Raw genomic sequence first — 26,765 nt, forward strand, 5'->3', positions numbered from 1 at the left:
AGGCAAATTGAAGCTTAAAACAACGATTGGCGGGAAGACCTTTCAATTTAACGATTTGAAAGATCTTTTCGCAAAAGCAAATGAGGAAAAATCCGGGGATCGGCTGGCAGGCATTGCAGCAGAAACGGTACAAGAGCGGATAGCAGCTAAGTCTGTTTTAAGTGACATCACTTTAGCTGATATTCGCAACAATCCGCTTATTGAAGCAGAAAAAGATGAAGTGTCTTTCATTATTGAAAAAGATATAAATGAACCCATTTATAAGCACATGCAGAACTGGTCGGTTGCTGAACTACGTGAATATATTTTAGATGACGAAACCGGAGATAGGGAGTTAAAGCGTATCAGCCAGGGGCTAACGAGTGAAATGATCGCAGCCGTCGCAAAGTTAATGTCCAATTTGGATCTTGTTCATGCGGCAAGCAAATTGGAGATTTTATCTACATGTAATATTACTATTGGACAGCGAGGCACACTTGCTTCAAGACTGCAGCCAAATCATCCAACAGATAACATCGAGGGAATGGTTGCTTCGCTGAAGGATGGTCTGTCTTATGGAGTTGGCGATGCGGTAATCGGCATTAACCCGGTAGACGATTCTGTTGAAAGCGTCAAAAGGCTGTTGCAAGCGAGCCACGAGTTCATTGAGGAATGGAAGATTCCAACACAAAATTGTGTGCTTGCACATGTTACTACTCAAATGAAAGCCATCGAAAGAGGAGCCCCGGCTGATATGATTTTCCAAAGCATCGCTGGGACGGAAAAGGCAAACCGCTCCTTCGGCATCTCGGCTCCGCTCCTTCATGAAGCAGCAGACATGGCCAAAAAACTTGGAACAAGTTCGGGTCCTGAGCGTCTTTACTTCGAAACCGGACAAGGCTCGGAGTTATCAGCAGAAGCTCATTACGGCATTGATCAAATGACGCTTGAATCAAGAAACTATGGATTTGCAAGACACTATAATCCTTATATTGTAAACACGGTTGTCGGCTTTATTGGCCCAGAATATTTGTACAACAACAAGCAGGTCATCCGCGCGGGTCTTGAAGACCACTTTATGGGGAAAATGCACGGCCTGCCAATGGGAGTGGACATTTGTTATACGAATCATATACGTGCCGATCAAAACGACATTGAAGACCTCGGAGTGCTCTTAACAGCAGCGGGGGTAAATTTCATTATTGCTACTCCAATGGGTGATGATTGTATGCTGAACTATCAGTCAATGAGCTATCATGACATCGCTACATTGCGACAGACGCTCGGCAAATCGCCTTCTCCTGAATTTGCTGAATGGCTTGAGAAAATGGGGATTTTTGAGAACGGCAGACTGAGCAAATATGCAGGTGATCCGACAATATTTTTCAAATAGGGGGCGAGGGGAATGAAGGAAGAATTAATTGCTTCGATTACGAAGCTCGTTGTAGAGAAGCTTAGCCAGGAACAGCCGCCTGAAGAACCCGAAATCTCTTTATGGAGCAAGAAGCCAAAAGCTCCTGCACCAGCTGAAGCAGTTCAATCAGGGCCGGAGAAGGTTCAGTTTAAACCTCTTCAGGCGGAACGGGCAAAGCGGGACAATCCGGTATCCAGGCAGCTGCTCTCTGATTCTGCAAAATTAGAAAAAAAGGAACAGCAACTTGAAGAGCTCCGCAAGAAAACACCATCGCGGATTGCTGTTGGCCGGGCTGGCAGCCGTCCAAGAACGAGCACATGGCTTCAGTTTCGTTTCGATCATGCAGCAGCAGTAGACGCGGTATACGGGGAAGTCTCTCCCGATGTATTAGAGAACCTGGGCGTTTTTTCTGTTCAGACGAGAGTGAAGGATAAGGAAGAATATATTCGTCGTCCAGATTATGGCCGCCAGCTGTCAGACGAAGCGAGGGAGATAATTAAAGAACGCTGTCAAGCTTCGCCTACGGTACAAATTGTTATTTCTAACGGATTGAGCGCTAAAGCGGTGGAAGCAAATATAGAAGATGTCTACCTGTCTTTACAGCAGTCGCTCAGTAACTTGAAGATCGATATAGGAACGACGTTCTATGTTGACAAAGGCCGGGTTGCTTTAATGGATGAAATCGGTGAAATTCTAACACCTGATGTGGTCGTTATGCTGATTGGTGAACGACCAGGTCTTGTGAGTGCAGAGTCACTGAGTGCTTACATGTGTTATAAGCCGAGAAAAGGTGTCATTGAAGCTGACCGGATGGTCGTTTCCAATATTCACAAAGGCGGCATTCCGCCGGTTGAAGCAGGTGCCTATCTCGGAACCGTCGTTCAAAAAATCCTAAAACACCAAGCTAGTGGTGTATCACTCGTCAAAAAAGAAGGCTAGGAGGTGGAACAAGCTATGCACTTACCTCGTGTAAAAGCTGAAATTCTCGCTGTGCGGGTTATTCCGAATGTGGATCAAGGCTTGGCGGAAAAGTTTAAGCTGAAAAGCCATCACCGCAGCCTCGGAATGTTTACGGTTACGAGCGATGACATTGGCTACACGGCACTGGACGAGGCGACAAAGTACGCAGATGTCGATGTCGTGTACGCCAAATCTTTTTATGCAGGAGCCAATTATTCGTCTGGCCCATTATCTGGAGAAATGATCGGCATTCTGGCTGGACCGACGCCGGAGCAAGTAAGAAGCGGACTGGAAGCAGTGGAGACGACAATTGAATCCGGCGCTTTCTTTGAAGCGTTAAATGAGGAAGAAAGCCATCTATTATACGCTCATGTCGTCTCAAGGACCGGAAGCTATTTATCGTCTTTAGCTGGAATTAACGAAGGAGATGCGCTAGCCTATTTAATCGCTCCGCCTCTTGAAGCAATTTACGGGCTGGATGCAGCATTGAAGGCAGCGGATGTGGATATTTGCGAACTGTTCGAACCTCCCTCGGAAACGAATTATGGCGGCGGCTTGTTAACAGGAAGCCAATCAGCTTGCCGAGCAGCTGCCGATGCGTTTCGGGAAACGATTATCGAACTGGCAAAAAATCCGCTTCGCTACTGACAGATTAAGTAGGGAAAGCCTTGAAGGAGTGTGAAAGTATGTCTGTAGCAATCGATCGCGACTTGCTTGCCATTCAGGAAATGCGGGAAGCGGTTAGGAAAGCAAAAGAAGCTCAGTTACGTTATATGTCTTACTCACAGGAACAGGTGGACCAGATTGTTAAAGCAGTAGCCGATGCGGCTTTCGCCATGTCTCAGGAGCTGGCTGTGATGGCTGTAGAGGAAACGGGCATGGGGGTAGCTGAACATAAAAAGATAAAAAATGAAGTAGGGTCCAAAGCGGTATATGAATCAATTAAGGATGAAAAGACTGTCGGCATCATCAGAGAAGACAAGGAAAAGAAAGTAGTGGAAATTGCTGCACCGTTTGGCGTAGTGGCTGCTATTATTCCGACAACGAATCCGACATCGACCGCTTTCTTTAAAACATTAATTGCGCTAAAAACACGCAACGCCATCGTTGTTAGCCCTCATCCTTATGCGGTGAAATGCACGATTGAAGCGCTGAAGGTTTGCGAGCAGGCAGCAGTGGGAGCAGGTGCACCAGAGGGATTGATCGGCTGGCTATCCTACGCATCGATGGAGGCAACTCAGTCACTGATGAAGCATCCGGATGTTCACTTAATTTTGGCGACAGGCGGCGGAGGGCTTGTAAAAGCCGCTTACAGCTCAGGAAAGCCAGCTTACGGAGTGGGGCCTGGAAACGTGCCGGTCTATCTGGAAAAGACAGCCAATATTGAAAAGTCAGTGGCTATGATTGTAGACAGCAAATCATTTGATTACGGAACGATTTGTGCAACAGAGCAGGCAATCATTGTGGACGAGAGCATCTTAGCTGTCACACTGCGCGAGTTAAAAAACAATGGGGCTTACTTATTGAATAAAGAAGAAAAGGCCCGTATGGAAAAGGTAATTTCTCCGGTGCCTGGCAAGGTCAACCCGAAAATTGTTGGCAGAAGCCCGCAATACATTGCTGAACTGGCCGGTATTCATATTGACGATTCCATTCGGTTATTCGTCGCAGAAGAAACCGAAATTGGCAAGGAAGTGCCTTTTTCTTTAGAGAAACTCTCCCCTATTTTTGCGCTATATACAGCAAAAAACAAAGCCGAGGCAAAGCAATTATGCAGCCGTCTTCTGGATTTAGGTGGCCGTGGCCACAGCTTATCGATTCATACAGAAGATGACGCATTGGCACGAGAATTTGCCCTTGACATGCCAGTCTCCAGAATTTTAGTCAATACATTATCTTCTGTTGGAGCCGTCGGCGGCACGACCGGGCTTGCCCCGTCCATGACACTTGGCTGCGGGTCATTTGGTGGCAATATTACCTCTGACAATATCACAGCCCGTCATTTGCTCAATATTAAGCGGATGGCCTATGGAATTAAAGAGGTGAACCTTCCGAAAAAAGGAAGAGGATTATCATCCAGCTTGCCAACAGGAAACGCAGATACCGAGCAGATTGTAAAAAGTGTGATCGCTTCAATGGGAAAAAGTGCAAAAGTAAATGTAGAAGAAGTCGCGGAACTAGTCAATAAAGTCATTGAACAATACAGCAAATAAAAATTAGGAGGAATGTAAAATGGCAAGAGAAATGACAGCATTAGGAATGATCGAAACAAAAGGATTAGTTGCTTCAATTGAAGCAGCAGACGCAATGGTGAAAGCAGCAAGTGTTCACTTAGTTGGAAAAGTTCATGTTGGTGGCGGTATCGTTACCGTATTAGTACGCGGCGATGTAGGCGCAGTAAAAGCGGCAACAGATGCAGGAGCAGCTGCTGCTCAGCGTGTTGGAGAGTTGAATTCTGTCCACGTTATCCCACGCCCGCATAATGAATTGGAGTCTATTTTGCCAAAAGCCCCAGAAATCGTAGAGTAAGCAAAGAAGTGTAAGAGGAGAGGTGAACGCTCATGGATTCAGAATGGATTCAATCCATTGTGGAAGAGGTAATCCAACAGTTGGGCAGAAAAGAGCTGGCACAAAGGCCAAATCACATTCCAATCGCTGTATCGGCCCGTCATGTTCATCTGTCTGAACAGCACTTGGCTGCTTTATTCGGCCCGTCTTATGCACTGAAGAAAAAAAGTGATTTGTCACAGCCGAATCAGTTTGCTGCAGAAGAAACAGTTATTTTATCAGGTCCGAAAGGCGCGATCGAACGGGTTCGCGTACTCGGGCCTTCGCGCCATCTTACCCAAGTGGAAATAAGTCAAACAGATGCGTTCAAACTTGGACTTAAGCCGCCGATCCGGCAATCTGGTGATATTAAAGGATCTTCTCCAATTACCGTTATCGGTCCGAAAGGCAGTGTCTATCTGCCAGAGGGATTGATTATTGCACAGGCACATATTCATATGGCGCCAGAGGATGCGGAGCGCTTTCAAGTGCAGGATGGCCAGTACGTTCAAGTCAGGGCGGAAACAGAACGGCCGGTCACTTTTGAAAAGGTACTTATTCGTGTATCGCCTTCTTACCGCTTAGAAATGCATATCGATACTGATGAAGCCAATGCAGGCTTTATCCGCTCTGGACAAGTAGGCGAAATAATTGTTGAAGGCCAAAGGCAGCCTGTCCAAGCTGCTCCTGTAGTGCTACAGGAAAAGCCAGTGCTAAGCACTGTTTTTGAAGGCAAGCTCTTATCTCAGCATGAAGTCAAACAAATGAATGAAGAAGTGATTCGTGTTGGAAAAGGAACAATCGTTACCCCTTTAGCCAAAGACACAGCACGTGAGTTAGGAAAAAAAATCCAGGTGATCGACAAGTAAGGCGGTGAGGAGATGAGAATGGGAACTGTTATTGGGAATGTATGGGCGACAAGAAAAGAAGATGGACTTACTGGATTAAAGCTATTGTTTGTCCAGCCTATCCATCCTGATGGTTCATCTATCCATACACCAATTATTGCAGCTGATAGAATTGGAGCGGGCATAGGTGATCAGGTGATCATTACAGAAGGAGGATCGGCCCGATTTATTATGCCGGACAATCCTCTTCCGATTGACGCTGTCGTTATTGGAATTGTCGATTCCACTGAGATTGTACAACAGTAGAAAGGAGTGGGATGGATGCCAAAAGCTATTGGAATGATTGAGACACGCGGATTAGTTGGTTCAATTGAGGCGGCAGACGCCATGTTGAAAGCGGCAAACGTCGAATTAGTCAATCAAGAAAAAATTGATGGTGCCCTCGTTACCGTTCTCGTAGAAGGAGACGTAGGCGCTGTCCAGGCAGCAGTTGATGCTGGAAGAGAAGCAGCAGCACTTGTTGGAGAGTTGGTTTCTGCCCATGTCATCCCCCGTATGGATGAAGAAACATATGGGATGGTTCAACGACGAAAGCAACTAAATCAAGCTTCTGAAATAGAAGAAAAGTCTGCTGTTAAGCCGGCTCCTGCTTCTAATCGTACGAATCGGAAGAAAGCTGACCCAGCCCCTAAAAAAGAAGAATAAGGTAGAAAGGAGCAAATGCCATGGCATTTAAGCGTCCAAAGATTGCGGTGATCGGTGCAGGCTTTACCGGGGCAACAACTGCTTTAATGATCGCCCAAAAAGAGTTGGGAGACGTTATTCTAGTTGATACACCTGAACAAAGCAATCCGACAAAAGGAAAAGCGCTCGATTTGCTGGAAGCCGGCCCTGTACAAAAGTTTAATGCGAAGATTAAAGGGACAGCTGATTATAGGGAGATTCAAGGCGCAGACATGGTAATCATTACGGCGGGCATTGCTAGAAAGCCAGGTATGAGCCGTGATGACCTGGTTTCGACGAATGCTAAAATTATGCGTTCCATCTCGCAAAAGGTGAAGGAATATGCCCCGGACAGCTTTATCCTCGTGTTAAGTAACCCAGTCGATGCAATGACATATGTTTGTTACCAAACAACTAATTTTCCAAAAAACAGGGTGATTGGTCAATCGGGAGTACTCGATACAGCGAGATTCAACACATTTGTTGCCGAAGAATTAAATATCTCTGTGGAAGACATTTCTGGATTTGTCCTTGGTGGACACGGAGATGATATGGTTCCCCTCGTCCGTTATTCATACGCGGGAGGCATTCCATTGGAAAAAATTATCCCGAGTGATCGGCTGGAAGCCATTGTGGAAAGAACAAGAAAAGGCGGCGGCGAAATCGTCAACTTGCTTGGAAACGGAAGTGCGTACTATGCTCCGGCTGCTTCTCTTGTGACAATGGCGGAAGCGATCATCCGTGATAAAAAAAGAATTCTTCCATCCATTGCTTATCTGGAGGGAGAATACGGCTACCGGGATTTATATCTGGGTGTGCCGACGATTATCGGGGGAGAAGGCATTGAAAGCATCATTGAATTGCCGCTTACCGCTGAAGAAAAAGCTGCTCTCGATAAATCGGTTCATTCCGTTAAACAAGTGATGGCTATTCTGGAAAATTGATAGAAACTATTCGCAGTATGGTTGAGGAGAGCAGAAAATCAAGGCCCTCTTGCAGTTTAATAGTCAAAGTGGAAACTCCTTTGTAGAAGATTTGTTTGTTATTAACAAATCAACTTCTACAAAGGAGTTTTTTTATTTCAGAAAAAGCTGGCCCTATTAAATATAGGGGGAACCCCCTATAGTATCACGAATAAGTATCTTCTATCATGAATATATAAGCACAGAGTTACTCACAGGGACAGAGCTTGTACTTGTCATTATTCTAACTGGGAGGAAGATAAAGATGAGTGAACACTATCGTATTGTCATCGTTGGCGGGGGCTCAGCAGGCATTAGCACCGCTGCTAGATTGTTGAATGGAATGAAATCGCTTGCGAACGATGTAGCCATTATTGATCCAGCAGATAAGCATTATTATCAGCCGCTGTGGACGTTAGTTGGCGGGGGAGCAGCCAAGAAAGAAGATACAGAACGCAGCATGGAGGAGGTTATTCCGGAAGGAGCCGTTTGGATACAACAAGCCGTTGCTTCTTTTACTCATGAAGAAAATAAGATTCAGTTAGCGAATCGGGAGTCTCTTTCTTACGATTATTTAGTTGTAGCAGCTGGAATCGAAATCCACTGGGAGGGCGTGAAAGGCTTGAGAGAAGCCCTCGGCAAAGGCGGAGTCTGCAGCAACTATTCGTATGAGTATACAGATTATACGTGGGAAGCGATCCGCACATTTAAAGGCGGCAATGCCGTGTTTACGCATCCGGCCACACCAGTAAAATGCGGGGGAGCTCCGCAAAAAATTATGTATTTGGCGGAAGATCATTTTAGCCGCACGGGGCTGAGAGAACAGACAAACGTTATTTTTGGTTCGGCCAACCCGGCGATTTTTGATGTTCAGAAATACCGTGAAACATTAGAAAAAGTGGTGGCCCGCAAAAAAATTGATGCCCGCTTTCGTGAAAACTTAGTTGAAATCCGGTCAGCCCAAAAAGAAGCGGTATTTGAAAATATAGATACGAAAAAGCAAACAACAGTGAAATACGACATGCTCCATGTCACTCCGCCCATGCGCGCGCCTGGCTTTATCCGTGAAAGCTCTTTAGCAGGGGAAGCAGGCTGGGTCGATGTTCATCCAAATACACTTCAGCACCATAAGTATGAAAATGTGTTTGCCCTTGGCGATTGTGCGGATCTGCCAACGTCCAAAACCGGCGCAGCGATCCGTAAGCAGGCTCCAGTTGTAGCGGAAAATATGCTTGCCCTCATAAAAGAAGAGCCGATGAAGGCAGCATATGATGGGTATAGCTCTTGTCCACTTGTAACAGGCTACAATAGCTTAGTATTAGCGGAGTTTAAATATGGAAAAATACCGAGCGAATCTTTTCCGATCAATCAGGCGAAAGAAAGACGCAGTATGTATATGATGAAAAAAGATTTGCTGCCCATTATATATTGGGATGGCATGTTGAAAGGGATTATGTAACAGCGGGAAGGGAGTGGAGAGAAATGACGGTTTCAATTTCAAAACAGGACTGGGTCGATGAGTTAAACAAACCGGAAGTGCAGGCTTCTCTTCAAAAGCTGATTGAAAAACTGCCTGATTTAACAGCAAAGATAGAGCAGGCAGACCAGTTATTAACCTTTGGACAATCTGTTCTGGAAGATGAACATACGATGGAAAAAGTGAAAAAGAAGATTGACGGTATAAATATCGATATGAACACACTGGAAGCTGCCCTTCGTTTGCTGGAGAAACTGCCTCTATTGTTAGAACTGATGGAAAAGCTGGAGACAGTTGTTCGATTTGTGGAAAATGTATTAGCTGATGAAAAGTCCATCGCTTATTTGCAAAATAGTGTGGAAGAATATACAGAACCGATTCGTGAGAAAGTGGAAAAAGGTCAATCTCTATGGGAAGAAGTACAAGCAAAAGCAGAGGCGAATGCACAGCATATTTCTCTCTTTACCGTATTAAAGTGGATGAAAGATCCATCGGTGCAGCGAGTATTATCTTATGTGCAAGCACTGATTGAAACATTGCCTAAAAAGACTCAATAGAAGCAGAAAACAGGGAGAGTGACGGACATGTTATTGCGTTATTTTTATGATGAAAAGCTAGCTCATGCTTCGTATTTAATCGGCTGTCAAAAAACAGGGGAATCACTTGTTATTGATGCATCCCGCAATATTGAACAATATGTCGAGACGGCTAACAAAGAAGGGCTGAAGCTGACAGCTGCAGCAGAAACACACATCCATGCGGACTTTGTGGCAGGTTCTCGTGAGATAGCCGAACGGTTTGGGGCAAAAATGTATGTATCCGATGAAGGGGACGAAAATTGGAAATACCAAAATCTTGAAAGGATTGATCATCAGCTGTTGAAAGATGGTGATACGTTCAAAGTCGGAAACATCACATTGGAAGTGATGCATACACCGGGGCACACACCAGAAAGCATTTCTTTTATCCTGACAGATCACGGCGGCGGTGCCGATCGTCCAATGGGGATTTTTACCGGCGACTTTGTGTTTGTCGGTGATGTGGGCCGCCCCGACTTATTGGAAAAAGCAGCAGGGTACAGCGGAACAGCGGATCAAGGGGCAAAGCAAATGTTTACCTCTATTCAACGCTTTAAGCAGCTTCCTGACTATTTACAAGTATGGCCGGCTCATGGAGCGGGAAGCGCGTGTGGTAAAGCATTAGGGGCGATTCCCTCCTCGACAGTCGGCTATGAAAAGATGTTTAACTGGGCAATGAAATGTAACGATGAAGCGGCTTTTGTGAAAGCTTTGCTCGATGGCCAGCCTGAGCCTCCTAAGTATTTCGCTATCATGAAGCATGTGAACAAAGTTGGTCCGGCTTTGCTGAAGAATGTGACGGTGCCTGTTGAAGAGATGGATGCTTCTGCCCTTCATGAATGGCTTAAGCAAGATATGGTTATTGATACGCGTTCAGCGGCTGAATTTGCTAAAGAACATATTCCAGGAACGGTAAATATTCCGTTTAATAAATCATTTACAAACTGGGCTGGCTGGCTCGTGAACTATGAAGCCCCGCTTTATCTGTTGATTGAGGAAGGTCAACTTTCTGAGATATTAATAGGGCTTCGCTCCATTGGGATCGACCGTATAGAAGGCTATATGAATGTGAAAACTGCTTTAGCTCAAGCTTCTAAATTAGAAAGTTATATGAATGTAGAGCCTGTGGAAATGCAGGAAGCAGTAGAAAAAGGAGAAGTGGCTGTACTGGATGTCCGGAATCAATCAGAATGGGACGCCGGACATATTCCGGGAGCCGTTCACATGATGCTCGGCACACTGCCGGATCGCTTAGAGGAAGTGCCGCAAGATCAGCCGCTTCTTATTCAATGCGGTTCAGGTGTGCGGTCTGCGATTGCGGCGAGCATTTTACAGGCGAATGGATTCAAAGAGGTAAAAAACCTTTTAGGGGGCTTTTCACGCTGGAAGAAAGACGTGCCACAGCTCGTAAAATAACGGTTCTTTCCTACAAGACAGTTGCTTGTTCAATCAGTTTTAAGAAAGCATATCGTTGATCAAGAAGCGGAAATCAATCTTCTCCTTGGGAGGACCGACATAAAAGAATAAAAGAAACCGCCGGCAGACGTGAATCACCGGCGGTTTTTCGCTTACAATAGTGGAAAAGAAAAATGAAAGGATCAGGCCAATGGAACAGTATCCGGTAGACCCAAAATACTTGAATCAAATATTTGAACATATTCAAGACGGCATTATCGTTATGGATCAAAACCGTGAAATCTTGCTGATGAACCCTGCAGCCGGTCGGCTCACTGGCTGGGCGGTCGGCGAGCATGTTCCTTTTTGCTCTTATTGTAAGGAACGAAAGGCTGAAGCCGGCGAAAACCGCTGTTATTTAATTGCACGCAATGAAGTGCCATACTTTTTATCGCAAATGCCTGTTTACCACGGAAAAAAGCTTGACGTCGAGATGAGCACGGCTTTGATTTACCAGGATCAGGACCACCAGGAAAAAGAGTATTTGCTCGTATTGCGCGATCAGACCTTGCGGCAAAAGGAAGAGGAAGTCCGGCTGTCGAAAATGATGATTAAGCGTTTGATCGAGGTGCAGGAGCGGGAGCATAAGCGGCTGGCTCATGAGCTTCATGATGGCGTCAGTCAGTCGCTCTACACTATCTCTGTTGCATTGCAGGCGATTGAATCGACCATTCAGGCTGATGAGCGGCTTCATGATTATGTTAATGAGGTGCGGGCAGAGCTCCAGCGCGCGATGTCAGACATTAAAGCGTATTCCCACCAGCTTCGGCCGACGAGCTTGGACGGGCTGGGACTCGTTTCCGCGTTGGAAACGTTAATCCATACAGTTCAATCCACTTCTTCTTTATCGATTGAACTGAAGACCAATATTAGCGGCCGGTTGCCCTCGGCAGTGGAGATCAATGTCTACCGAGTTATACAAGAGGGTCTTCATAATGTCGTGAAGTATGCAGAAGCGAAAAAAGTCTATTTATTGCTCGTAGAAGATCAAGGGCGATTGATTGTAGAAGTCCATGATGATGGGAAGGGCTTTGATCTAGAACAGGCCAAAGGCGGGCTCGGGCTAGAACATATGCGTGAGCGGATCGAGCAGCTGAACGGCCATTTTCATATTGAATCCGCACCGGGTAAAGGAACAACCATTTTAGCGAAAATGATGTTAGATGAAAGCGGGGAAGAGATCGATGAAAGTCATGGTAGTTGATGATCATGATTTAATCCGGAAAGGGATCATTTTACTGTTAGAAAGCTATGCGGATATTGAAGTGGCGGCTGATGCAGGAGACGGTCACGAAGCGCTCGTTCTGGCGATGCAGAAAGAGCCGGATGTCGTCTTGATGGACATTTCCATGCCGAATGGACTGGATGGGTTTACAACAACGAAACAGCTTCTTCAGCAGCAGCCAACTATGAAAGTCGTGCTGTTAACGATGCACGATGAAGAGGCGTATATTCGCAAGGCGATCCAGTCGGGAGCCCATGGCTATATTTTAAAGAAAAGCCAAGGGAGTGATTTGTATGAAGCAATTTATAATGTGCATCAAGGGCACCGTTATTACCGAACCGACTTAAGCGAAGAGCAAATTGACAAGATGATGAAAGAAAAAGAAAAGCCGTCTTCCCCGTTAACACTAAGAGAGCAGGAGGTTTTGCGGCTGACGGTGCTCGGTTATACGAATAAAGAAATCGCTGAAAAGCTGCATATTAGCGCAAAAACCGTCGAAAATCATAAAGCGAATATTATGAACAAGCTGGATTTGAAGCAAAAACATGAAATGATTCAATATGGCATTAAAAACTATTTTTCCGATATTCATTAAAGAACGCTGGCTATCGTGTTCAAGAGGGTGTTCCAAAGCAACATAGGAACATCCTCTTTTTATGCTTTCGCTCCAAACCTTCATAAAGTAGCCAAAAACGCGAGAGGAATAGGGGGATGCCCCTATGTCTCGGTGCTCGCTTTCTTTCTATACTGAAAGGGAAAGGTGATTTCTTATCAATCACAGTAGAAAGGAAGAGATACGATGAAAAAAAGAGAAACAGCTTATTTCTGGACAGCGATGATGGTGGCTCTTGGTAGTATACTCAGCTTGATGATGATCTAGGAGGGGGAAATATGTCATATGATGCTGTTTTATATAGTCGTATATTAACCGAGATGACACTCGCTTTTCATATTTTGTTCGCTACGATCGGTGTCGGCGTGCCGGTGATGATCGCGCTCGCCCAGTGGATGGGATTGAAGCATAATGATGCTCACTACTTATTGCTCGCCCGCCGCTGGACACGGGGATTTACGATTACCGTTGCGGTCGGAGTTGTAACCGGGACAGCGATTGGGCTGCAGCTCAGTCTGCTCTGGCCTTCCTTTATGGAACAAGCGGGACAGTTAATCGCGCTGCCGCTTTTTATGGAAACGTTCGCCTTTTTCTTTGAAGCGATCTTTTTAGGGATTTACTTATACACATGGGACCGGTTTAAGAATCCGAAACTTCATTTGCTGCTGCTTGTTCCGGTTGTAATCGGCTCTTCCATGTCCGCTTTTTTCATTACAGCTGTAAATGCGTTTATGAACACACCGCAAGGGTTTGATCTTGTCAACGGAGTGTTTGTGAACGTTGAACCGCTTAAAGCAATGTTTAATCCGGCCGTCCCAACGAAAGTAGGGCATGTGCTCGTATCGGCATACATGACGTCCGCCTTTATATTAGCGGCGCTTGCCGCTTATCATCTGCTTCGCGGCAGAAAGCATAGCTATTATAAAAAAGCGTTGCGGATCACATTAATTCCTGCATTAGTTTTTTCAATCGCTACGGCGCTTGTCGGCGATTTATCCGGAAAGTTCTTGGCAGAATACCAGCCGGAGAAACTTGCTGCCGCAGAGTGGCACTTTGAAACGGAAGGAGAAGCCCCACTAATTTTGTTCGGGAAATTGGATGAAGAACAAAAGGTGAGCGGTGCGGTCAAAATTCCATGGGCTTTAAGCATTTTAGCAGGGAGCTTGCCAAGCACGGAGGTGGTCGGGCTTAATGAGTTTCCAGAAGATGAACGTCCGCCGTTGTATATTCATTACTTGTTCGATGTTATGGTCACATTAGGCATGGTGTTGCTCTTGATTTCTTTCACTTATGTTGTGTTGTCAAAATGGAAGCCAAAGAAGATGTATAATAAATGGCTGCTGAGAGCGGTTGTACTGTCTGCTCCGCTTTCATTGATCGCCATTGAGGTCGGCTGGATTTTCGCTGAAGTGGGCCGTCAGCCATGGATCTTACGTGGCTATTTGAAAACAGTGGAAGCGGCTACGTCTTCTCCTCATGTGGATACAATGATTATGGCATTCGGTGCTTTATATGTTCTTCTAGGTGTAGGGGCAGTCGTGGTCCTGCGCAACATGTTTAAGAACAATCCTGCAGAGGAGGAACTAGAGGCAAGGGGGAATTTACATGTCTCTTGAGTTGTTAGGTATCAGTGTGTTGTGGCTCTTTTTGTTCGGTTATGTTATCGTCGCTTCTGTTGATTTTGGAGCTGGTTTCTTTAGTCTGTACAGTGATTGGACGGGACAGAAGCATGTTCTTCACAAAATGATTCAGCGCTATCTTTCCCCGGTATGGGAAGTGACGAATGTGTTTCTCGTTTTCTTCTTTGTGGGCATCGTCGGCTTTTTTCCGAAGACGGCCTATTACTTTGGTTCCGCCCTGTTAGTGCCAGCGAGCGTTTCAATTATATTGCTGGCGATCCGCGGCTCCTACTATGCCTTCGGTACGTACGGGTCAAAAGAAAATAAGCTTTATAGTTTTATATACGGAATCACCGGTGTATTAATCCCAGCTTCGCTGACGACAGTGTTAACCATTTCCGAGGGGGATTCTTGGACATTACGGACAGCGGTGTTCACTTGAAAATGACAGAGCTGTTAACGAGTTCATACTCATGGAGCGTTGTGTTGATTTCTCTTGTAAGTGTGCTATTTATATCGGCTGCTTTTTTAACATATTATGCACGGAAGGCAGAGGATTACAAGGCTGAACAGCTTGTCCGCCGCTACACGCTCGGCTGGAGTGCTCCTTCGGTCATCGCGGCGATTATCGTCTTCTATGCTCTTCGTTCACATAACTCTGAGCACTTCGCCCGGATGGTCGATTTTTCCTGGATGTTCGTTGCTTCGCTCGGCTTTTTCGTTACCGCGCTTGCTTTATTTTACAAACGAAAGGCATACGGCACTGCTTTTTTAGCGGTCATGCTCCAGTATTTCACCGCTTTTCTGGCATACGGGATCTCTCATTATCCTTATCTGCTGTACCCGGTGCTGACAATCTACGATGGGTTTACGAACAAAACGATGGCGATTTATTTAGTTGTGGCGTTTATTGCCGGACTGCTGCTTTTAATTCCGGCGCTGTACCTGCTGCTGAGACTGTTTTTATTTAACCGCCAATATGTAAAAGGAATGGAATAGGAGGGATGGACCCATGCATCATTTTTTGATTATGTATACTCCTGTTCTTATAGTGATCGCTTCCTTGGTGAGCGTTTTTGCCTGGGGGGCGAAACAGAAAAAACTTGATTGAATATGGGAGTGGTAGAAATGGATCTTTCTTATTGGCTTGTTATTTTTCTCATCGGTTTTATCGGGTCGTTCATTTCGGGAATGGTCGGAATTGGTGGCTCGATTATTAAATACCCGATGCTGCTGTATATTCCGCCGCTTCTTGGATTTGCTGCTTTTACCGCTCATGAAGTGTCGGGGATTAGTGCGGTGCAAGTGTTTTTTGCGACCATTGCCGGCGTTTGGGCGTACCGAAAGAGTGAGTATTTAAATAAAAAGTTGATTATATACATGGGGGGAGCTGTCCTGCTCGGAAGCTTTGTCGGCGGTTTTGGCTCTGAGAGATTGTCAGAGGAAGTCATCAATGTCGTTTACGGCGTGTTGGCTGCACTCGCTGCTATCATGATGTTCGTGCCGAAAAAGAACCTGGACGACCGGCCGATGAGTGAAGTGACGTTTAACGGCTGGCTCGCCGCCGGTCTTGCTTTTGTCGTCGGCATTGGAGCGGGGATTGTCGGAGCGGCCGGAGCATTTTTGTTAGTGCCGATTATGCTTGTCATCTTGAGAATTCCGACTCGGATGACGATTGCTAGCTCTTTAGCTATCACCTTTATTTCATCCATCGGCTCAACGGCTGGAAAGCTCATGACCGGCCAGGTGCTGTTCGTGCCGGCCGTTATTATGATTATTGCTAGTGTGATTGCCTCACCGCTTGGCGCTAAAGCCGGCCAAAAAATGAATACGAAAATTTTACAATGGCTGCTGGCGATCCTGATTGCCGCGACAGCTATTAAAATTTGGCTCGATATTTTGTAAAACTTTTCCTTGCAATCGGAAAATTCCAAGTATAAAATAGGAACGTATGTTTCTGTTTGGTGACTCAGGGAAGGGGTGTTTTCTATGTCTGCTGATCGTAGCCTTAATTTGCCGAAAGAATTGGAACCGTATCGAGAAGAGCTGGAGCAGACGGTGGAGCCGGTAGTAAAGATTGCAGGCCTCCGTACGAGCACGGGTTTGCTTGATAGTAAGTTTGGCGGTCATCCGTATTTGCCTAAAAATATGGAGCATCCGAAAGATGAGAACGGGGTCTATCTCCAGCTGCTGGCTCAAATTAACTTTGCCGAAGTACCGCCAATGAAGGACTTTCCAAAGAAGGGCATCTTGCAATTTTACATTGCGCCAGAGGATGATTTGTTAGGAATGGATTTCGAGGACGGAACAAGCCAGAAGGATTTTCGAATTCTTTACCATGCGGATGTTACGGATGATCGGTCAAAGCTTACAACTGATTTTAACTACATAAAGCCCGGAGAAGAAGAATTCTTTCCGGTGACACATGAAATTAAATTATCATTTGAATTAGATGAGGAGCCTATATCTGAAGGTGATTACCGCATGGAGCAACTTTCCATTGATTTAGAGGAAATGAGCAGCGGCACGGAATTGGGTGAAATCTATGCAGAGGCCTTTGGAGCCACAGGATCGAAAATCGGCGGCTATCCTTTTTTTACTCAGGAAGACCCGCGCAGTTACAGGGAAAAGTATCAGAATCACAATGTGCTGCTGCTTCAGGTGGATACAGATACGGACCTTGATATCATGTGGGGAGACAGTGGAGTCGGAAACTTTTTTATCACAAAAGAAGATTTGCGGAACCTTAACTTCACAAATGTTCTCTACAACTGGGATTGTTATTAACTGAAGGAGATGAGAGGCTAAATAGCCCCTCATCTCTTTTTAATGTTTCTCAATCAATGGTTGAAGTGCGGATTCGTACACATGATAATCCTGAGGAGAGAAGAGCGTCATTACAACCTCACCAAACGAATAATTTTGCAAAAAATGAACGATCGTTTGGAGAGCCGTTGCTGAAGCCAGCCTAATAGGAAACCGATAGACGCCTGTAGAGATAGAGGGAAAAGAAATGCTCGTTATTTCCTTTTCCATAGCAAGCTGTAAGGCGTTTTGATAGCAGTTTGACAGCAGCGCTTCTTCATTCTGCGTATTTTCGTGCCAGATCGGTCCAACTGTGTGAATCACATAGCGCGCGGGAAGGTTATATCCGTTTGTAATAACTGCTTCTCCTGTCGGTAAGTACGCTCCTTTTAATGCTTCTTCTCGAATTTTTCTGCATTCCTCAAGCAATTCTTTGCCAGCGGCACGGTGAATGGCTCCATCCACACCGCCGCCTCCGAGCAATGATCCATTCGCCGCATTGACGATAGCCTCTGTCGTTTGTTTTGTAATGTCTCCTGTCACCAGTTTCAGAGAATTGCCGTTAACCTTCACTTCCATTGTGTCACTCCCTTAACTAGTTTTGTCATGAAATAAAGAGCGGGTACCGTTAATTTTAACGGTACCCGGTTTGATTACTTTTTATCATTCAACATGAATTGAGGCAGGGCAAAGCTTGCTTCTAAGATATCCTTGTTGAAATATTTCGTCGTTTCTTCATAGTCTGGCTGAGTAAAGGATTGATGTTTTTTGGAGGCAAGAGTAAAGCTCCAAAGGCCGCCGGGATAAGTTGGAACGACAGCTGTATATGGTTTTACAATAGGAAATAACTGATTTAAAGATTGATAAGTATTTTGCATTGTTTCTTTATAGAAAATCGGTGATTCACTCTGGCAAACCATCAAACCGTCTTCTTTCAATGCATCGAAGACGTTTTTATAAAAACCGAATTCGAATAATTCAGTTGCGGGTCCGACTGGATCAGATGAATCAACAATGATCACATCAAATTCGTTTGTGTGTTCTTTCATGTATTGAATGCCATCTGCAAAAATATAATGGACACGATCGTCTTCAAGTCCGGCAGAAACGCCTTTTAGGTGCTCTTTGCTCGCTTTGACCACGAGTTCATCAATTTCACAGAAATAAAGCTCTTTAACACTTGTATACTTAATAATTTCTCTGGCTGCGCCGCAGTCGCCGCCACCAATAATTAACACTTTTTTCGGTTCGGGATGGATATGGAGCGGAACATGGGTGATCATTTCATTATAAATGTATCCATCTTTCTCAGTTGATTGTACAACTCCGTCCAGCACGAGCATTTTTCCAAAATCATAGGTATCAAGAACCATAATATGCTGGAAAGGAGACTGTGCTGTGAAAATGATCTCTTTGATACGGTAGCTTACTTTTAAGTTATCCCGATCATCTTCCACAAGCCACATTTCCCCCTCGATATTTTTTATGTATTGGTTAACTTTTTCCTCCTTCATAACGGTAACCTCCTAGTACTTTTTCGTTTCTACCGCCCATCTTATACAATCCCTTGTCCAATGTCTATTCTTTTTCCTAGTTTTAAAAATTATAGGCTTCTATCATCATGAAAAATCATCAAAACTGAAAGTGAGATTGCAATTTTGAAAGAAAACGAAACGGTTCTTGCTATTTTTGTAAATGTAAAACAAGAGAAAAGAGCTATTTAATAGGTACAAAGAAAGAATCAAAAATAATTTGATATATATTTTGAGAATTCAATAAATTGGCTTGTTACTTGCTTATAGAAATTAACTCTTAAATGAGGAAGAAATGCAAATAAGCTTGTAGGGGGATGATGAGATGGTAGAAAGATTACAGCCAGCGGAGCAGGGAGAAATCAGCAGAGAAGAGAAAAAAGATGACTTCTCACTGGAAAAAGTGCCTGTAGAAGGCCGGACGATGGGCTGGGCAAGTATTACAAATGTCACGCTAGGCGTGGCAACGGCTATGCTATTTATCCAAATGGGCAGTTTAATGGCTATTTCATTTGGGGCAGTGAACGCCTTGCTGGCAGAGATTTATGCAACAATCGTAGCAGGGGGAGTCGGAATAGGGATTTGTTTTTATGCCGCGAAGTCAGGGTTAAACGTAAATTTAATGGCAAGAGGCGGTGGATTTGGCTATTTTGGCGCTTCGATCACTTCATTGATTTATGCACTCAATTTTATTATGTACTGTGCGATCGAAGGGTCAATTATGGCTTCGGCTGTCCACGAATATATTTCCTTTGTGCCTATATGGGGATTAATGATCTTTTTTGGTTTGATTGTTATTCCATTAAACTGGTTTGGGATTAAGCAACTTGATAAGCTGCAAAAGTGGTCATTGCCTCTCTTCATTCTTTTGCTTGGTGCAGGCTTTTTCATCGTACTAAACAAATCTACCTTCACAGGAAGCATATGGACGTTTCTGCCGGAGGGAGGAGAAGTCGGAGGAGCCTCTTTGCTTGCTTGTATCGGGATTATGAATGGCCTCGTGGGGATCATGGCTTTGCTCGTGTCAGACTATGCGCGGTTCATTAAAAAAGAAGAATTTAAAATTGGGGTATTCGCTGTAGGATTTTTACCGCAGCTCGTCTGCTTTTTTATTATGGGAGTCATCGGGATTTGGTTTGGTGTTCAGATGGGAGAAGAAAATCCGGGCGTTTACTTTGTGCAAATTCTTGGCATTGGAGGGGCGCTCTTCACGATCTTGACACAGCTCCGAATCAACATTACAAACTTATACAGCAGTTCGCTTTCATTAGCTAACTTTTTTGAGAACGTATTTAAATTTAAGCCGGGCCGGAATTTCTGGGTGGTTTTCACTTCAATTGCAGCGATTGTTTTAATGCTTGGCGGTGTGTTGGATCATTTAGGAAGCTTGCTCACTTTCCAGGGGGTTTTCCTGCTTGCCTGGGCGGCTGTGCTTTTATGCGATGCTTTCGTTGTGAAGAGGGTACTCAAAATCGGACCGAGGTATTTTGAACATCGACAGGAATACTTGTATGCCTGGAATCCGGTTGGAGTCGTTTCTCTAATCGTGGCTAGCGTGATCGGCTCCTTAGCTGCCTTCGGATATATGGGAATCTTCTTGCAGAATGTTGCTGCCTTCTTCGCGGCTGTGATCGCCTTTGTCCTGACAATTGTCCTCGCCATTGTGACAAAAGGCAAATACTATAGCAAAAAAGCTGCTGACGACATAGAGGCAGATGAATATATCGCATAACTGTTAAGAGCAGGCGCTAGGCCTGCTCTCTTTTTGTGTTTATCAAGAGTGAAGTACTATTTATCTAGACTGGAGGGGAGATTTAGGAAGAAGTGCTGTTTATCTGGAATCAAGAAGTATTTATCAAGAATGATGGCTTGTTTATCCAGACTGTATACAGTAACTACTTTTGGAAATTCCCAGACTCCGTCCCTTTGTTCTTAAAAATAGATATGCTTTGCTTCTAATGCTTCTCCTATTTCAATGATGCCATAAGAGAATCTGGGCTGAAACCGCTTGTCGGTGGGGGAACCGGGATTAAACAAAAGCGTGTCATCGTTCATTTGCGAGTAAGGGATATGGGAGTGTCCGAACACAATGGCGTCCAATTCTTCCTGTTGGAAAGCCTCCCATGCGCGTTCGGGTGTCTTTTTCTTTTTCCCGATATGGCCGTGGGTGATACCGATACGAAACCTTCCAGCTTCGATGATTCTTTTTTCCTCAAAAACATCTTTTACCTCGGGCGGATCGACATTCCCGAAGACACCAATAACAGGGGCTATTTCCCGTAGCTGCTCATATACATCAAGGCTCGTCCAATCTCCTGCATGAAGAATCAGATCGGCATCCTGTATTCCCTCCATGACTATTTCGGGAAGTTGTTTTCCCTTTTTCGGCAGATGCGTATCCGATAAAACAGCTATCTTTATCAAAGTCTTCATCTCCATTCTGTATTTAGCCAGTGAATAATGTTGTTTTTTCCATATAAAAAAGCCGGCAGTATGGAAGTCGCGATGAAAAACTGGCATATTGCCGGCCGGTTCATTTGATTGCTTATTCATCGTAAAAAACCAATGAACTCAAGTTTGGATGAGATTTTCCTGCAAAGCGTTTTGTAAAAATGGGCTTGGTTCACCTACGCTGTAAAGCTGTAAATCATGCATCGCCCTAGTACAAGCAGTATAGAAAACTCTGCGCAGGCTTTCATCGCCGTATACTTGCTTCGATGCATCATAAATGATGACAGCGTCAAATTCGATGCCTTTGGACAAGTACGAAGGTATGACAACCACCCCTTGTTCATATTCCATCGAGCCGTTTTTCAAGAGCTTAATGTCCTCGATGCTGGACAAGGCTTCATAGGCATGATTACTTTCCTCAGCTGATTTGCAGATAATGGCAATGCTGTGATAGCCTAGTTTTCGCCAATCTGCGACTTTGGAGGCGATGCAGCGGTGCAGGTCTGCGTGATCAGACAATGGTGTTAGTACAGGCAGCTCGCCGCCCCGTTCGAAAGGGATAATCCGGTCGCCGCTAGGTATAAGTTTTCGTGTAAATTCAATAATCGGTTTTGTGGAACGATAGCTGCGTGTCAAGTTGATCACTTCTGTTTCTGCCGATCCGTATAAACCGGCAAGCGTTTGAAAATCAACCATCTCGCTGGCATGAGCGAATATTGCCTGATTAAAGTCACCTAGCACAGTCATTCTTGCAAAAGGAAACAAACGTTTTAGAAACTCGAATTGAAACGGAGAATAATCCTGCGCTTCGTCAACGATGATGTGCTTGATGGAGCTATTCGTCTGAAAGCCTAGTATGAGTTCTTTCATCAGTAAGAATGGAGTAGCATCTTCATATAATAGTTTGTCTTCGTCCAGCGCGTCCATCGTCAACCGGCAAATATCCATCCACTCTAAGGGTGTTTCCTCCAGCCACTGTTTGATCCGCAGAGGATCGGTAAAAAGCTGCTTGTATATTCTCTTGATATCGATGAAACGAAAGGCTCGAATTTGTTTCCGTAAAGGCTTAAACTTCTGCCGAACAATTAACTGGGCGAGTGCTTTAGGCTCCATATCATAATCGGCTATTGCTTCCTCTTTAAAGCCTCGTTTTTTTGCTAAGTACGTATAAGCCTTATGATAATCTTCGTTGCTAAGCAGCTCGATTTCTTCTTGTACCCATGGTTTCGTCCGTTCGGCTTTTTCGGCCTCATCTATTTGCTGTATTAACCAATCCTTCAACTGTTCCAGTCTGTTATGAAAGCGGAGTGAGGTGTCGCTCCTATAAAACCTGTCGGCAATTTGTTGAGCGGTAACAATGGTCTTTCCTCTGAAGCTAATTCTTTTAAATAACATTCCAGATAACTCTAGTGATTTCCTGTAGGAGTGGATCGCCTCGAAGAAAGCGGTGGATGCTTTGAAGCGGATGCTCGCAACCCTTGACTTGTGCGCAGGAGTATTCTCTGCCGTTAATACATATTCCAATTGCTCGTAAGGATGTTCAATTTGGAACTGTTTACTTAGCCGATGGTCCAAATATTCTTGGAATGTGACCTGCTGCATATTCTCTTCGCCGAGCTCTGGCAGCACATTGGACACGTAACTGTTAAACATTGAATTAGGCGAAAATAAAATAATTTGATCAGCGTTCAGGCTATCTCGATATTTGTAGAGCAAATAAGCGATCCTTTGCAGGGCGGCTGATGTTTTGCCACTGCCAGCTGCTCCATGGACAATGAGCAGTCTTCCGCGATCATGACGAATAATCCGGTTTTGCTCCTGCTGAATCGTCGCTACTATATTGTGCATATGTTTGTCAGTACCTTTACCTAGCACCTGTTGTAAAATCTCGTCTCCAATGGTGAGACTGGTATCGAACATAGAATGGAGAACGCCGCTGCGAATAAGATATTGCCACTTTTTCTCCAGTTTGCCTTCGATTACGCCTCCCGGTGTCACATACTCAGCGGGGCCAGGCTGGCAATCGTAGTAGACACTCGAAACCGGCGCTCTCCAGTCGTAGATCAGGAAATGATCACCGCTTTCATCCGTAAGGGTGGAGATGCCAATATAAATTTGTTCCGGAGTGGAAGTGCCAGCTTCCGTAAAGTCAATTCGGCCGAAGTAGGGAACCTCCTGCATACGTCGTAGCGCAGACAATCGTTTCGATGCATGTCTGTGGGTGCTTTGACTTACGGACAGAGCTTGAGCTTCTTGCCTCAAGCCGATGATGGTTTCGAGGAAATCGTCGAAGGTATCAACATTCACCTTGACTTCATCCCAAAAGTGTTTGCGGATCTGAACCACTTCGTTCCGGTATCGGGAGGTTTCTTTCTCCAATCTGCTGATTTGCTCCGTAATCGTTTCTATCACACTGTCTACTCGTTTTTGCTCCTGCTGAAATTCTGAATTCACAGCAAACACCCCTTAAAAAAATAAATATAAGTGTTGACTAACAAACAGATTGTATTATATAATTAAAATAGGGATAATATACTTAAATTAATAATACAATGTTTATCTATATAAATTTACCATAGGATCGTATTTTTTTCAATGTATTAGAATGGATTTCTATGCTTGTCGATTCATGCATATCAGATATTAAGGGTTTAGTCTTCTATCGTTTTCATGCGACTAGGGAGGCTGAACCCTTATTTTATGCCATTTAAGGCAGCGACGGGAAAGTGGCTGTGCACGGCAATCCATCGGAGCACGATGCTTTTCCTGTTAAATCAACCGCTTTCTTCTGGTAGCCAGCCAGTTGACGGTTTTTCTGACAGTGAGGATTTTGCCGCCTTCAACGACTGCAGTTTTGGCAGAAGGAGAGGTGTCATCGATTGTCCTCCTAGTCTCGTTTGTATAGATGATAGCAGGAGCTGGGAGGGCAGCTGCAGAAAGTGTCCAATTTATCACAACCTATATACTCAGCTAATAGATTATGGTACTTTATACTTACCAATTATCATCATTCAGGAGGAACTTATGAAGAGGGCAGGAGCAATATTGACATTGATTTTGTTAGCCGGATGCAGTAACGGTACCTATGATAAAGCAATGGAACAGGGGAAACTGGCATTGGCAAACGGGGAGTTTGATAAGGCGCAGGCTTCATTTGAACTGGCGATGGATGAAAAGCCAAAAGATGAGGAAGCGAAAGGACTTTATGAAGATTTGACTGCTTATAATGAAGTGAAGAAAGAGATAGAGGATGCTAAATGGGAAGATGCGATAAAGAAAGCAAATAGCCTGCTTAGAGAGGAAGACTTGGCAGGAAGCATTAAAAAGGAATTAGAACAGCATGTTAAAACAGCAAAGAGTCAAAAAGAGCAATCTGGAGAGGTAGCAAAAAAGTTAGAAGAGATAAAGAATTCTATCGGGCAAGGCAATTATGATGATGCACAGGCTTCTATCAATGAACTGAAGAAAAACCAAGAGCTCTCTCAATTTTCAGATGAGGTAAGCAGCATTGAGGAATCTATCAATGAGCGGCTGCAACAACAGAAAGCAGCTGAGGCTTTAGAGGAAAAAGAAAGAGCGCGTGCTGAGGCGGAGGCGGCTGCCAGTAAAAAAGATAAGTATCTGCAAAAGTTATATAATATAGACGGCAGCTTAGCAGATTTAACCTACATGTATGAAAACGGTACTACAGCGGAAATGCAAGAAGCACAGGGAGCTATCTACAAAAAGTGGGATGATGCGCTGAATGAGATTTATGGTGTGCTGAAGACCCAGCTCTCTTCCAGTGAAATGAAAAGTTTGAGAGATAAGCAGCGCCAGTGGATCAAATATAGAGATCGTACAGCCAATGCAGAAGCCGCGGCATATGAAGGAGGGTCTTTTGCGTCTGTGCAATATGTGATCACGCAAGCACGGCTCACAAGGGAAAGATGCTATGAACTCGTTAATATTTACATGAGATAACTACTATTATAGAGGAAGAATAAACAAGGAGTCTGATTAGCAGGCTCCTTGTTTATTTATGTATGTATTTAACGGCCCTGCTATATTCGGTGGTTGATTTTTCCTGCAGCCGGATGCTTTCTGCTCCAATCAATTATTGAAAAAACAGCCTTGCTTTTTAAGAGAATCTAGAAAAGAGAGGAATGGGATGGTAGGCATTATTTTCATGTTCTTCTTTTTATTAGTAGTTTCTTATGTTACTATAGTATGGTTGTTTGATTAATAAAATATAGCTATTTTATAGAAAAGAGTGGGAATTTTGAAGGGGTTATGTAGTAAAATCGCTTTAATTATTAGTATTTCTTTTGTCTTGATGAATAGCCTTTTCGTTGAAAAGGGAGAAGCTGCTTATTCTTCAAAATGGATAACTACGAGACAGCAAGTTGCAGCTTACGAACAAGTAAGTGGCAACCCGCTAGCCGTCGGAACACTTTTACCCAATCAATTTTACGAAGTGCTAAAAGAGGACAACGGCTATTACTATATTTCTTTCGGAAATGGGACGGCTTTTGTTAAAAAAAGTGCAAGCCTCTTAGTGGCTAAGAAAGTACAAAAAAGCCTGCCGACAAAAGCAGCAAGCAATACCAATTTATCAATTATTACAAAGTCAGAAGCTGTGGTATATAACAGAATCGATAAAGAGCAAAAAGGGATAGCTATAATTAAAGGCAACATCCGTTATCCGGTCGTAAGGAAATCAGGAGATTGGTATCTTATAAATTTTGCTGGTCAGGTTGGTTATATCCATAAGAATAAAGTGACAGAGGATTTGGGAATACCGGTTTTAATGTACCACCACATGGTAGAGAATCCACAGGAAACGCCGTTTTATAATAATTCTATGGTCATCAAAGTAGCGGAATTTGAAAAGCAAATGAATTATTTAAAACAAAATGGATGGCGGACGATTTCACTGGAGGAATTGGATGCCTATTTAACCCGCAATCAAAACTTGCCTGGAAAAGTCGCAGTAGTCACATTTGATGATAACTACTTGTCGACTCAAAAGTATGCGTACCCTATTTTGAAACAAAATCAGCAAAAAGCAGTTGTATTTGTTATCGGAGGAAAGGTGAAAGCCCAGGCACAGCCGTGGGATCCGATGACCTTGCAGTACATGGGCCATAAGGAAATAAGTGAAACAGAAGGTGTTTTCAGTTTTCAACATCATACCCATGGGATGCATTTAAGAGAAAAAGATACGCAAGTACCTTATTTAGTTTCAAAAACAACGGCAGAAATTGAGGCGGATCTAGTGAAGGGACGGGAATATATTGGACAAGCTCTTAAAGACCCGTCTTCTATCCAATATTTAGCTTACCCGTGGGGCCAATACGCTCCTCATACTATTGAAGCGGCCAAAGCAGCCGGTATCCGTCTTGCTTTTACGACCGAAACAGGAAATGTAAGGCTTGGGGATGATCCGTATACATTAAAAAGACAGGGGATCAGCCCTGCTCATACGATGGATGACTTTATTAAAAAAATCGAAGGAACTTATTGAAGAGAAGGGGTCGATTCTTCCTCGCTATAAAGCGTTGAAGGATCGACCCCTTAGTCATAGCTCTGCTGTTG

24 protein-coding genes and 2 pseudogenes are annotated in these 26,765 nt (G+C 44.3%); 22 read left to right on the top strand and 4 right to left on the bottom strand.

The window, feature by feature from the left end; all coding sequences use genetic code 11:
• Positions 1-7: 7 nt before the first annotated feature.
• From MKZ02_RS04520 to MKZ02_RS04605, 19 genes and pseudogenes are all read left to right on the top strand, one after another.
• The gene (locus MKZ02_RS04520; RefSeq protein WP_120035119.1) at positions 8-1,372 is read left to right on the top strand and encodes an ethanolamine ammonia-lyase subunit EutB; all 1,365 of its coding nucleotides are present in this window, start codon (positions 8-10) and stop codon (positions 1,370-1,372) included.
• Between the two features lie 12 nt (positions 1,373-1,384).
• Complete coding sequence (gene eutC / locus MKZ02_RS04525) at positions 1,385-2,332, top strand: ethanolamine ammonia-lyase subunit EutC (RefSeq protein ID WP_120035117.1); 948 nt, start codon at positions 1,385-1,387, stop codon at positions 2,330-2,332.
• Between the two features lie 15 nt (positions 2,333-2,347).
• Positions 2,348-3,001, top strand: a complete 654-nt coding sequence (eutL, locus tag MKZ02_RS04530; RefSeq protein ID WP_120035114.1) for an ethanolamine utilization microcompartment protein EutL — start codon at positions 2,348-2,350, stop codon at positions 2,999-3,001.
• A gap of 38 nt (positions 3,002-3,039) precedes the next feature.
• Positions 3,040-4,566 (top strand): aldehyde dehydrogenase family protein, encoded by a 1,527-nt coding sequence (locus MKZ02_RS04535; RefSeq protein WP_340852096.1) that lies wholly within the window; start codon positions 3,040-3,042, stop codon positions 4,564-4,566.
• Between the two features lie 19 nt (positions 4,567-4,585).
• A complete protein-coding gene (eutM, locus tag MKZ02_RS04540; protein ID WP_041095247.1) occupies positions 4,586-4,882 on the top strand; it encodes an ethanolamine utilization microcompartment protein EutM in 297 nt (98 codons plus the stop codon).
• A gap of 32 nt (positions 4,883-4,914) precedes the next feature.
• Positions 4,915-5,544, top strand: a pseudogene (gene pduL, locus MKZ02_RS04545) (phosphate propanoyltransferase); the annotation flags it as partial.
• Between the two features lie 237 nt (positions 5,545-5,781).
• Positions 5,782-6,054 carry a EutN/CcmL family microcompartment protein gene (locus MKZ02_RS04550; RefSeq protein ID WP_120035108.1) on the top strand — a complete coding sequence of 91 codons (273 nt, stop codon included), beginning with the start codon at positions 5,782-5,784 and terminating at the stop codon, positions 6,052-6,054.
• Between the two features lie 15 nt (positions 6,055-6,069).
• On the top strand, positions 6,070-6,453 hold the full coding sequence (locus tag MKZ02_RS04555) for a BMC domain-containing protein (protein WP_340852102.1): 384 nt from the start codon (positions 6,070-6,072) through the stop codon (positions 6,451-6,453).
• A 20-nt stretch (positions 6,454-6,473) separates the two neighbouring features.
• Entirely contained in the window at positions 6,474-7,415 is a 942-nt protein-coding gene (gene mdh, locus MKZ02_RS04560) for a malate dehydrogenase (protein ID WP_340852104.1), read from the top strand.
• Between the two features lie 283 nt (positions 7,416-7,698).
• Complete coding sequence (locus MKZ02_RS04565; RefSeq protein WP_340852107.1) at positions 7,699-8,892, top strand: NAD(P)/FAD-dependent oxidoreductase; 1,194 nt, start codon at positions 7,699-7,701, stop codon at positions 8,890-8,892.
• 23 nt (positions 8,893-8,915) lie between these two features.
• Positions 8,916-9,467 (top strand): DUF1641 domain-containing protein, encoded by a 552-nt coding sequence (locus tag MKZ02_RS04570; RefSeq protein WP_120035099.1) that lies wholly within the window; start codon positions 8,916-8,918, stop codon positions 9,465-9,467.
• A 27-nt stretch (positions 9,468-9,494) separates the two neighbouring features.
• On the top strand, positions 9,495-10,904 hold the full coding sequence (locus MKZ02_RS04575) for a rhodanese-like domain-containing protein (protein ID WP_340852109.1): 1,410 nt from the start codon (positions 9,495-9,497) through the stop codon (positions 10,902-10,904).
• A 190-nt stretch (positions 10,905-11,094) separates the two neighbouring features.
• Positions 11,095-12,147 (top strand): PAS domain-containing sensor histidine kinase, encoded by a 1,053-nt coding sequence (locus tag MKZ02_RS04580; RefSeq protein ID WP_340852111.1) that lies wholly within the window; start codon positions 11,095-11,097, stop codon positions 12,145-12,147.
• Complete coding sequence (locus tag MKZ02_RS04585) at positions 12,128-12,763, top strand: response regulator (protein WP_120035093.1); 636 nt, start codon at positions 12,128-12,130, stop codon at positions 12,761-12,763. The genes MKZ02_RS04580 and MKZ02_RS04585 overlap by 20 nt, the downstream gene beginning before the upstream one ends.
• 296 nt (positions 12,764-13,059) lie before the next feature.
• On the top strand, positions 13,060-14,397 hold the full coding sequence (locus tag MKZ02_RS04590; RefSeq protein WP_120035091.1) for a cytochrome ubiquinol oxidase subunit I: 1,338 nt from the start codon (positions 13,060-13,062) through the stop codon (positions 14,395-14,397).
• Positions 14,387-15,399, top strand: a pseudogene (locus MKZ02_RS04595) (cytochrome d ubiquinol oxidase subunit II). Before MKZ02_RS04590 ends, MKZ02_RS04595 begins: the two are co-directional and overlap by 11 nt.
• A 13-nt stretch (positions 15,400-15,412) precedes the next feature.
• Positions 15,413-15,511 (top strand): cytochrome bd oxidase small subunit CydS, encoded by a 99-nt coding sequence (gene cydS, locus MKZ02_RS23975; RefSeq protein WP_445324260.1) that lies wholly within the window; start codon positions 15,413-15,415, stop codon positions 15,509-15,511.
• A gap of 17 nt (positions 15,512-15,528) precedes the next feature.
• A complete protein-coding gene (locus tag MKZ02_RS04600; protein ID WP_120037972.1) occupies positions 15,529-16,305 on the top strand; it encodes a sulfite exporter TauE/SafE family protein in 777 nt (258 codons plus the stop codon).
• 84 nt (positions 16,306-16,389) lie between these two features.
• A complete protein-coding gene (locus MKZ02_RS04605) occupies positions 16,390-17,187 on the top strand; it encodes a YwqG family protein (protein ID WP_120035089.1) in 798 nt (265 codons plus the stop codon).
• Positions 17,188-17,226: 39 nt separating this feature from the next.
• Here MKZ02_RS04605 and MKZ02_RS04610 read toward each other — a convergent pair whose 3' ends face one another.
• Positions 17,227-17,784, bottom strand: a complete 558-nt coding sequence (locus MKZ02_RS04610) for an O-acetyl-ADP-ribose deacetylase (protein ID WP_340852116.1) — start codon at positions 17,782-17,784, stop codon at positions 17,227-17,229.
• 74 nt (positions 17,785-17,858) lie between these two features.
• Positions 17,859-18,719, bottom strand: coding sequence for a polyamine aminopropyltransferase (gene speE, locus MKZ02_RS04615; protein WP_340852118.1), 861 nt, complete (start codon positions 18,717-18,719; stop codon positions 17,859-17,861).
• A 343-nt stretch (positions 18,720-19,062) separates the two neighbouring features.
• Here speE and MKZ02_RS04620 point away from each other — a divergent pair, with 343 nt between their 5' ends.
• Positions 19,063-20,469, top strand: coding sequence for a purine-cytosine permease family protein (locus tag MKZ02_RS04620; protein WP_120035083.1), 1,407 nt, complete (start codon positions 19,063-19,065; stop codon positions 20,467-20,469).
• A gap of 200 nt (positions 20,470-20,669) precedes the next feature.
• Here the strand turns inward: MKZ02_RS04620 and MKZ02_RS04625 are convergent, their stop codons facing one another.
• On the bottom strand, positions 20,670-21,290 hold the full coding sequence (locus MKZ02_RS04625) for a metallophosphoesterase family protein (RefSeq protein ID WP_340852120.1): 621 nt from the start codon (positions 21,288-21,290) through the stop codon (positions 20,670-20,672).
• Between the two features lie 18 nt (positions 21,291-21,308).
• Entirely contained in the window at positions 21,309-23,642 is a 2,334-nt protein-coding gene (helD, locus tag MKZ02_RS04630) for an RNA polymerase recycling motor HelD (RefSeq protein ID WP_340852122.1), read from the bottom strand.
• A gap of 570 nt (positions 23,643-24,212) precedes the next feature.
• Between helD and MKZ02_RS04635 the strand changes: the two genes are divergently transcribed.
• Both MKZ02_RS04635 and MKZ02_RS04640 read left to right on the top strand, forming a co-directional pair.
• Positions 24,213-25,151, top strand: a complete 939-nt coding sequence (locus MKZ02_RS04635; RefSeq protein ID WP_182917030.1) for a lysozyme inhibitor LprI family protein — start codon at positions 24,213-24,215, stop codon at positions 25,149-25,151.
• 298 nt (positions 25,152-25,449) lie between these two features.
• On the top strand, positions 25,450-26,694 hold the full coding sequence (locus tag MKZ02_RS04640; protein ID WP_340852124.1) for a polysaccharide deacetylase family protein: 1,245 nt from the start codon (positions 25,450-25,452) through the stop codon (positions 26,692-26,694).
• Positions 26,695-26,765: the final 71 nt, after the last annotated feature.

It is taken from the genome of Pseudobacillus sp. FSL P4-0506, from assembly GCF_038003025.1.
In the GTDB taxonomy this organism is placed as follows: Bacteria; Bacillota; Bacilli; order Bacillales; family Domibacillaceae; genus Pseudobacillus.

What these genes read in the sequence shown, in the direction of transcription:
- eutC (WP_120035117.1), top strand. Translation starts at nt 1,385, where the DNA reads ATGAAGGAAGAATTAATTGCTTCGATTACGAAGCTCGTTGTAGAGAAG.
- eutL (WP_120035114.1), top strand. Translation starts at nt 2,348, where the DNA reads ATGCACTTACCTCGTGTAAAAGCTGAAATTCTCGCTGTGCGGGTTATT.
- MKZ02_RS04535 (WP_340852096.1), top strand. Translation starts at nt 3,040, where the DNA reads ATGTCTGTAGCAATCGATCGCGACTTGCTTGCCATTCAGGAAATGCGG.
- eutM (WP_041095247.1), top strand. Translation starts at nt 4,586, where the DNA reads ATGGCAAGAGAAATGACAGCATTAGGAATGATCGAAACAAAAGGATTA.
- MKZ02_RS04550 (WP_120035108.1), top strand. Translation starts at nt 5,782, where the DNA reads ATGAGAATGGGAACTGTTATTGGGAATGTATGGGCGACAAGAAAAGAA.
- MKZ02_RS04555 (WP_340852102.1), top strand. Translation starts at nt 6,070, where the DNA reads ATGCCAAAAGCTATTGGAATGATTGAGACACGCGGATTAGTTGGTTCA.
- mdh (WP_340852104.1), top strand. Translation starts at nt 6,474, where the DNA reads ATGGCATTTAAGCGTCCAAAGATTGCGGTGATCGGTGCAGGCTTTACC.
- MKZ02_RS04565 (WP_340852107.1), top strand. Translation starts at nt 7,699, where the DNA reads ATGAGTGAACACTATCGTATTGTCATCGTTGGCGGGGGCTCAGCAGGC.
- MKZ02_RS04570 (WP_120035099.1), top strand. Translation starts at nt 8,916, where the DNA reads ATGACGGTTTCAATTTCAAAACAGGACTGGGTCGATGAGTTAAACAAA.
- MKZ02_RS04575 (WP_340852109.1), top strand. Translation starts at nt 9,495, where the DNA reads ATGTTATTGCGTTATTTTTATGATGAAAAGCTAGCTCATGCTTCGTAT.
- MKZ02_RS04580 (WP_340852111.1), top strand. Translation starts at nt 11,095, where the DNA reads ATGGAACAGTATCCGGTAGACCCAAAATACTTGAATCAAATATTTGAA.
- MKZ02_RS04585 (WP_120035093.1), top strand. Translation starts at nt 12,128, where the DNA reads ATGAAAGTCATGGTAGTTGATGATCATGATTTAATCCGGAAAGGGATC.
- MKZ02_RS04590 (WP_120035091.1), top strand. Translation starts at nt 13,060, where the DNA reads ATGTCATATGATGCTGTTTTATATAGTCGTATATTAACCGAGATGACA.
- cydS (WP_445324260.1), top strand. Translation starts at nt 15,413, where the DNA reads ATGCATCATTTTTTGATTATGTATACTCCTGTTCTTATAGTGATCGCT.
- MKZ02_RS04600 (WP_120037972.1), top strand. Translation starts at nt 15,529, where the DNA reads ATGGATCTTTCTTATTGGCTTGTTATTTTTCTCATCGGTTTTATCGGG.
- MKZ02_RS04605 (WP_120035089.1), top strand. Translation starts at nt 16,390, where the DNA reads ATGTCTGCTGATCGTAGCCTTAATTTGCCGAAAGAATTGGAACCGTAT.
- MKZ02_RS04610 (WP_340852116.1), bottom strand. Translation starts at nt 17,784, where the DNA reads ATGGAAGTGAAGGTTAACGGCAATTCTCTGAAACTGGTGACAGGAGAC.
- speE (WP_340852118.1), bottom strand. Translation starts at nt 18,719, where the DNA reads ATGAAGGAGGAAAAAGTTAACCAATACATAAAAAATATCGAGGGGGAA.
- MKZ02_RS04620 (WP_120035083.1), top strand. Translation starts at nt 19,063, where the DNA reads ATGGTAGAAAGATTACAGCCAGCGGAGCAGGGAGAAATCAGCAGAGAA.
- MKZ02_RS04625 (WP_340852120.1), bottom strand. Translation starts at nt 21,290, where the DNA reads ATGAATAAGCAATCAAATGAACCGGCCGGCAATATGCCAGTTTTTCAT.
- MKZ02_RS04635 (WP_182917030.1), top strand. Translation starts at nt 24,213, where the DNA reads ATGAAGAGGGCAGGAGCAATATTGACATTGATTTTGTTAGCCGGATGC.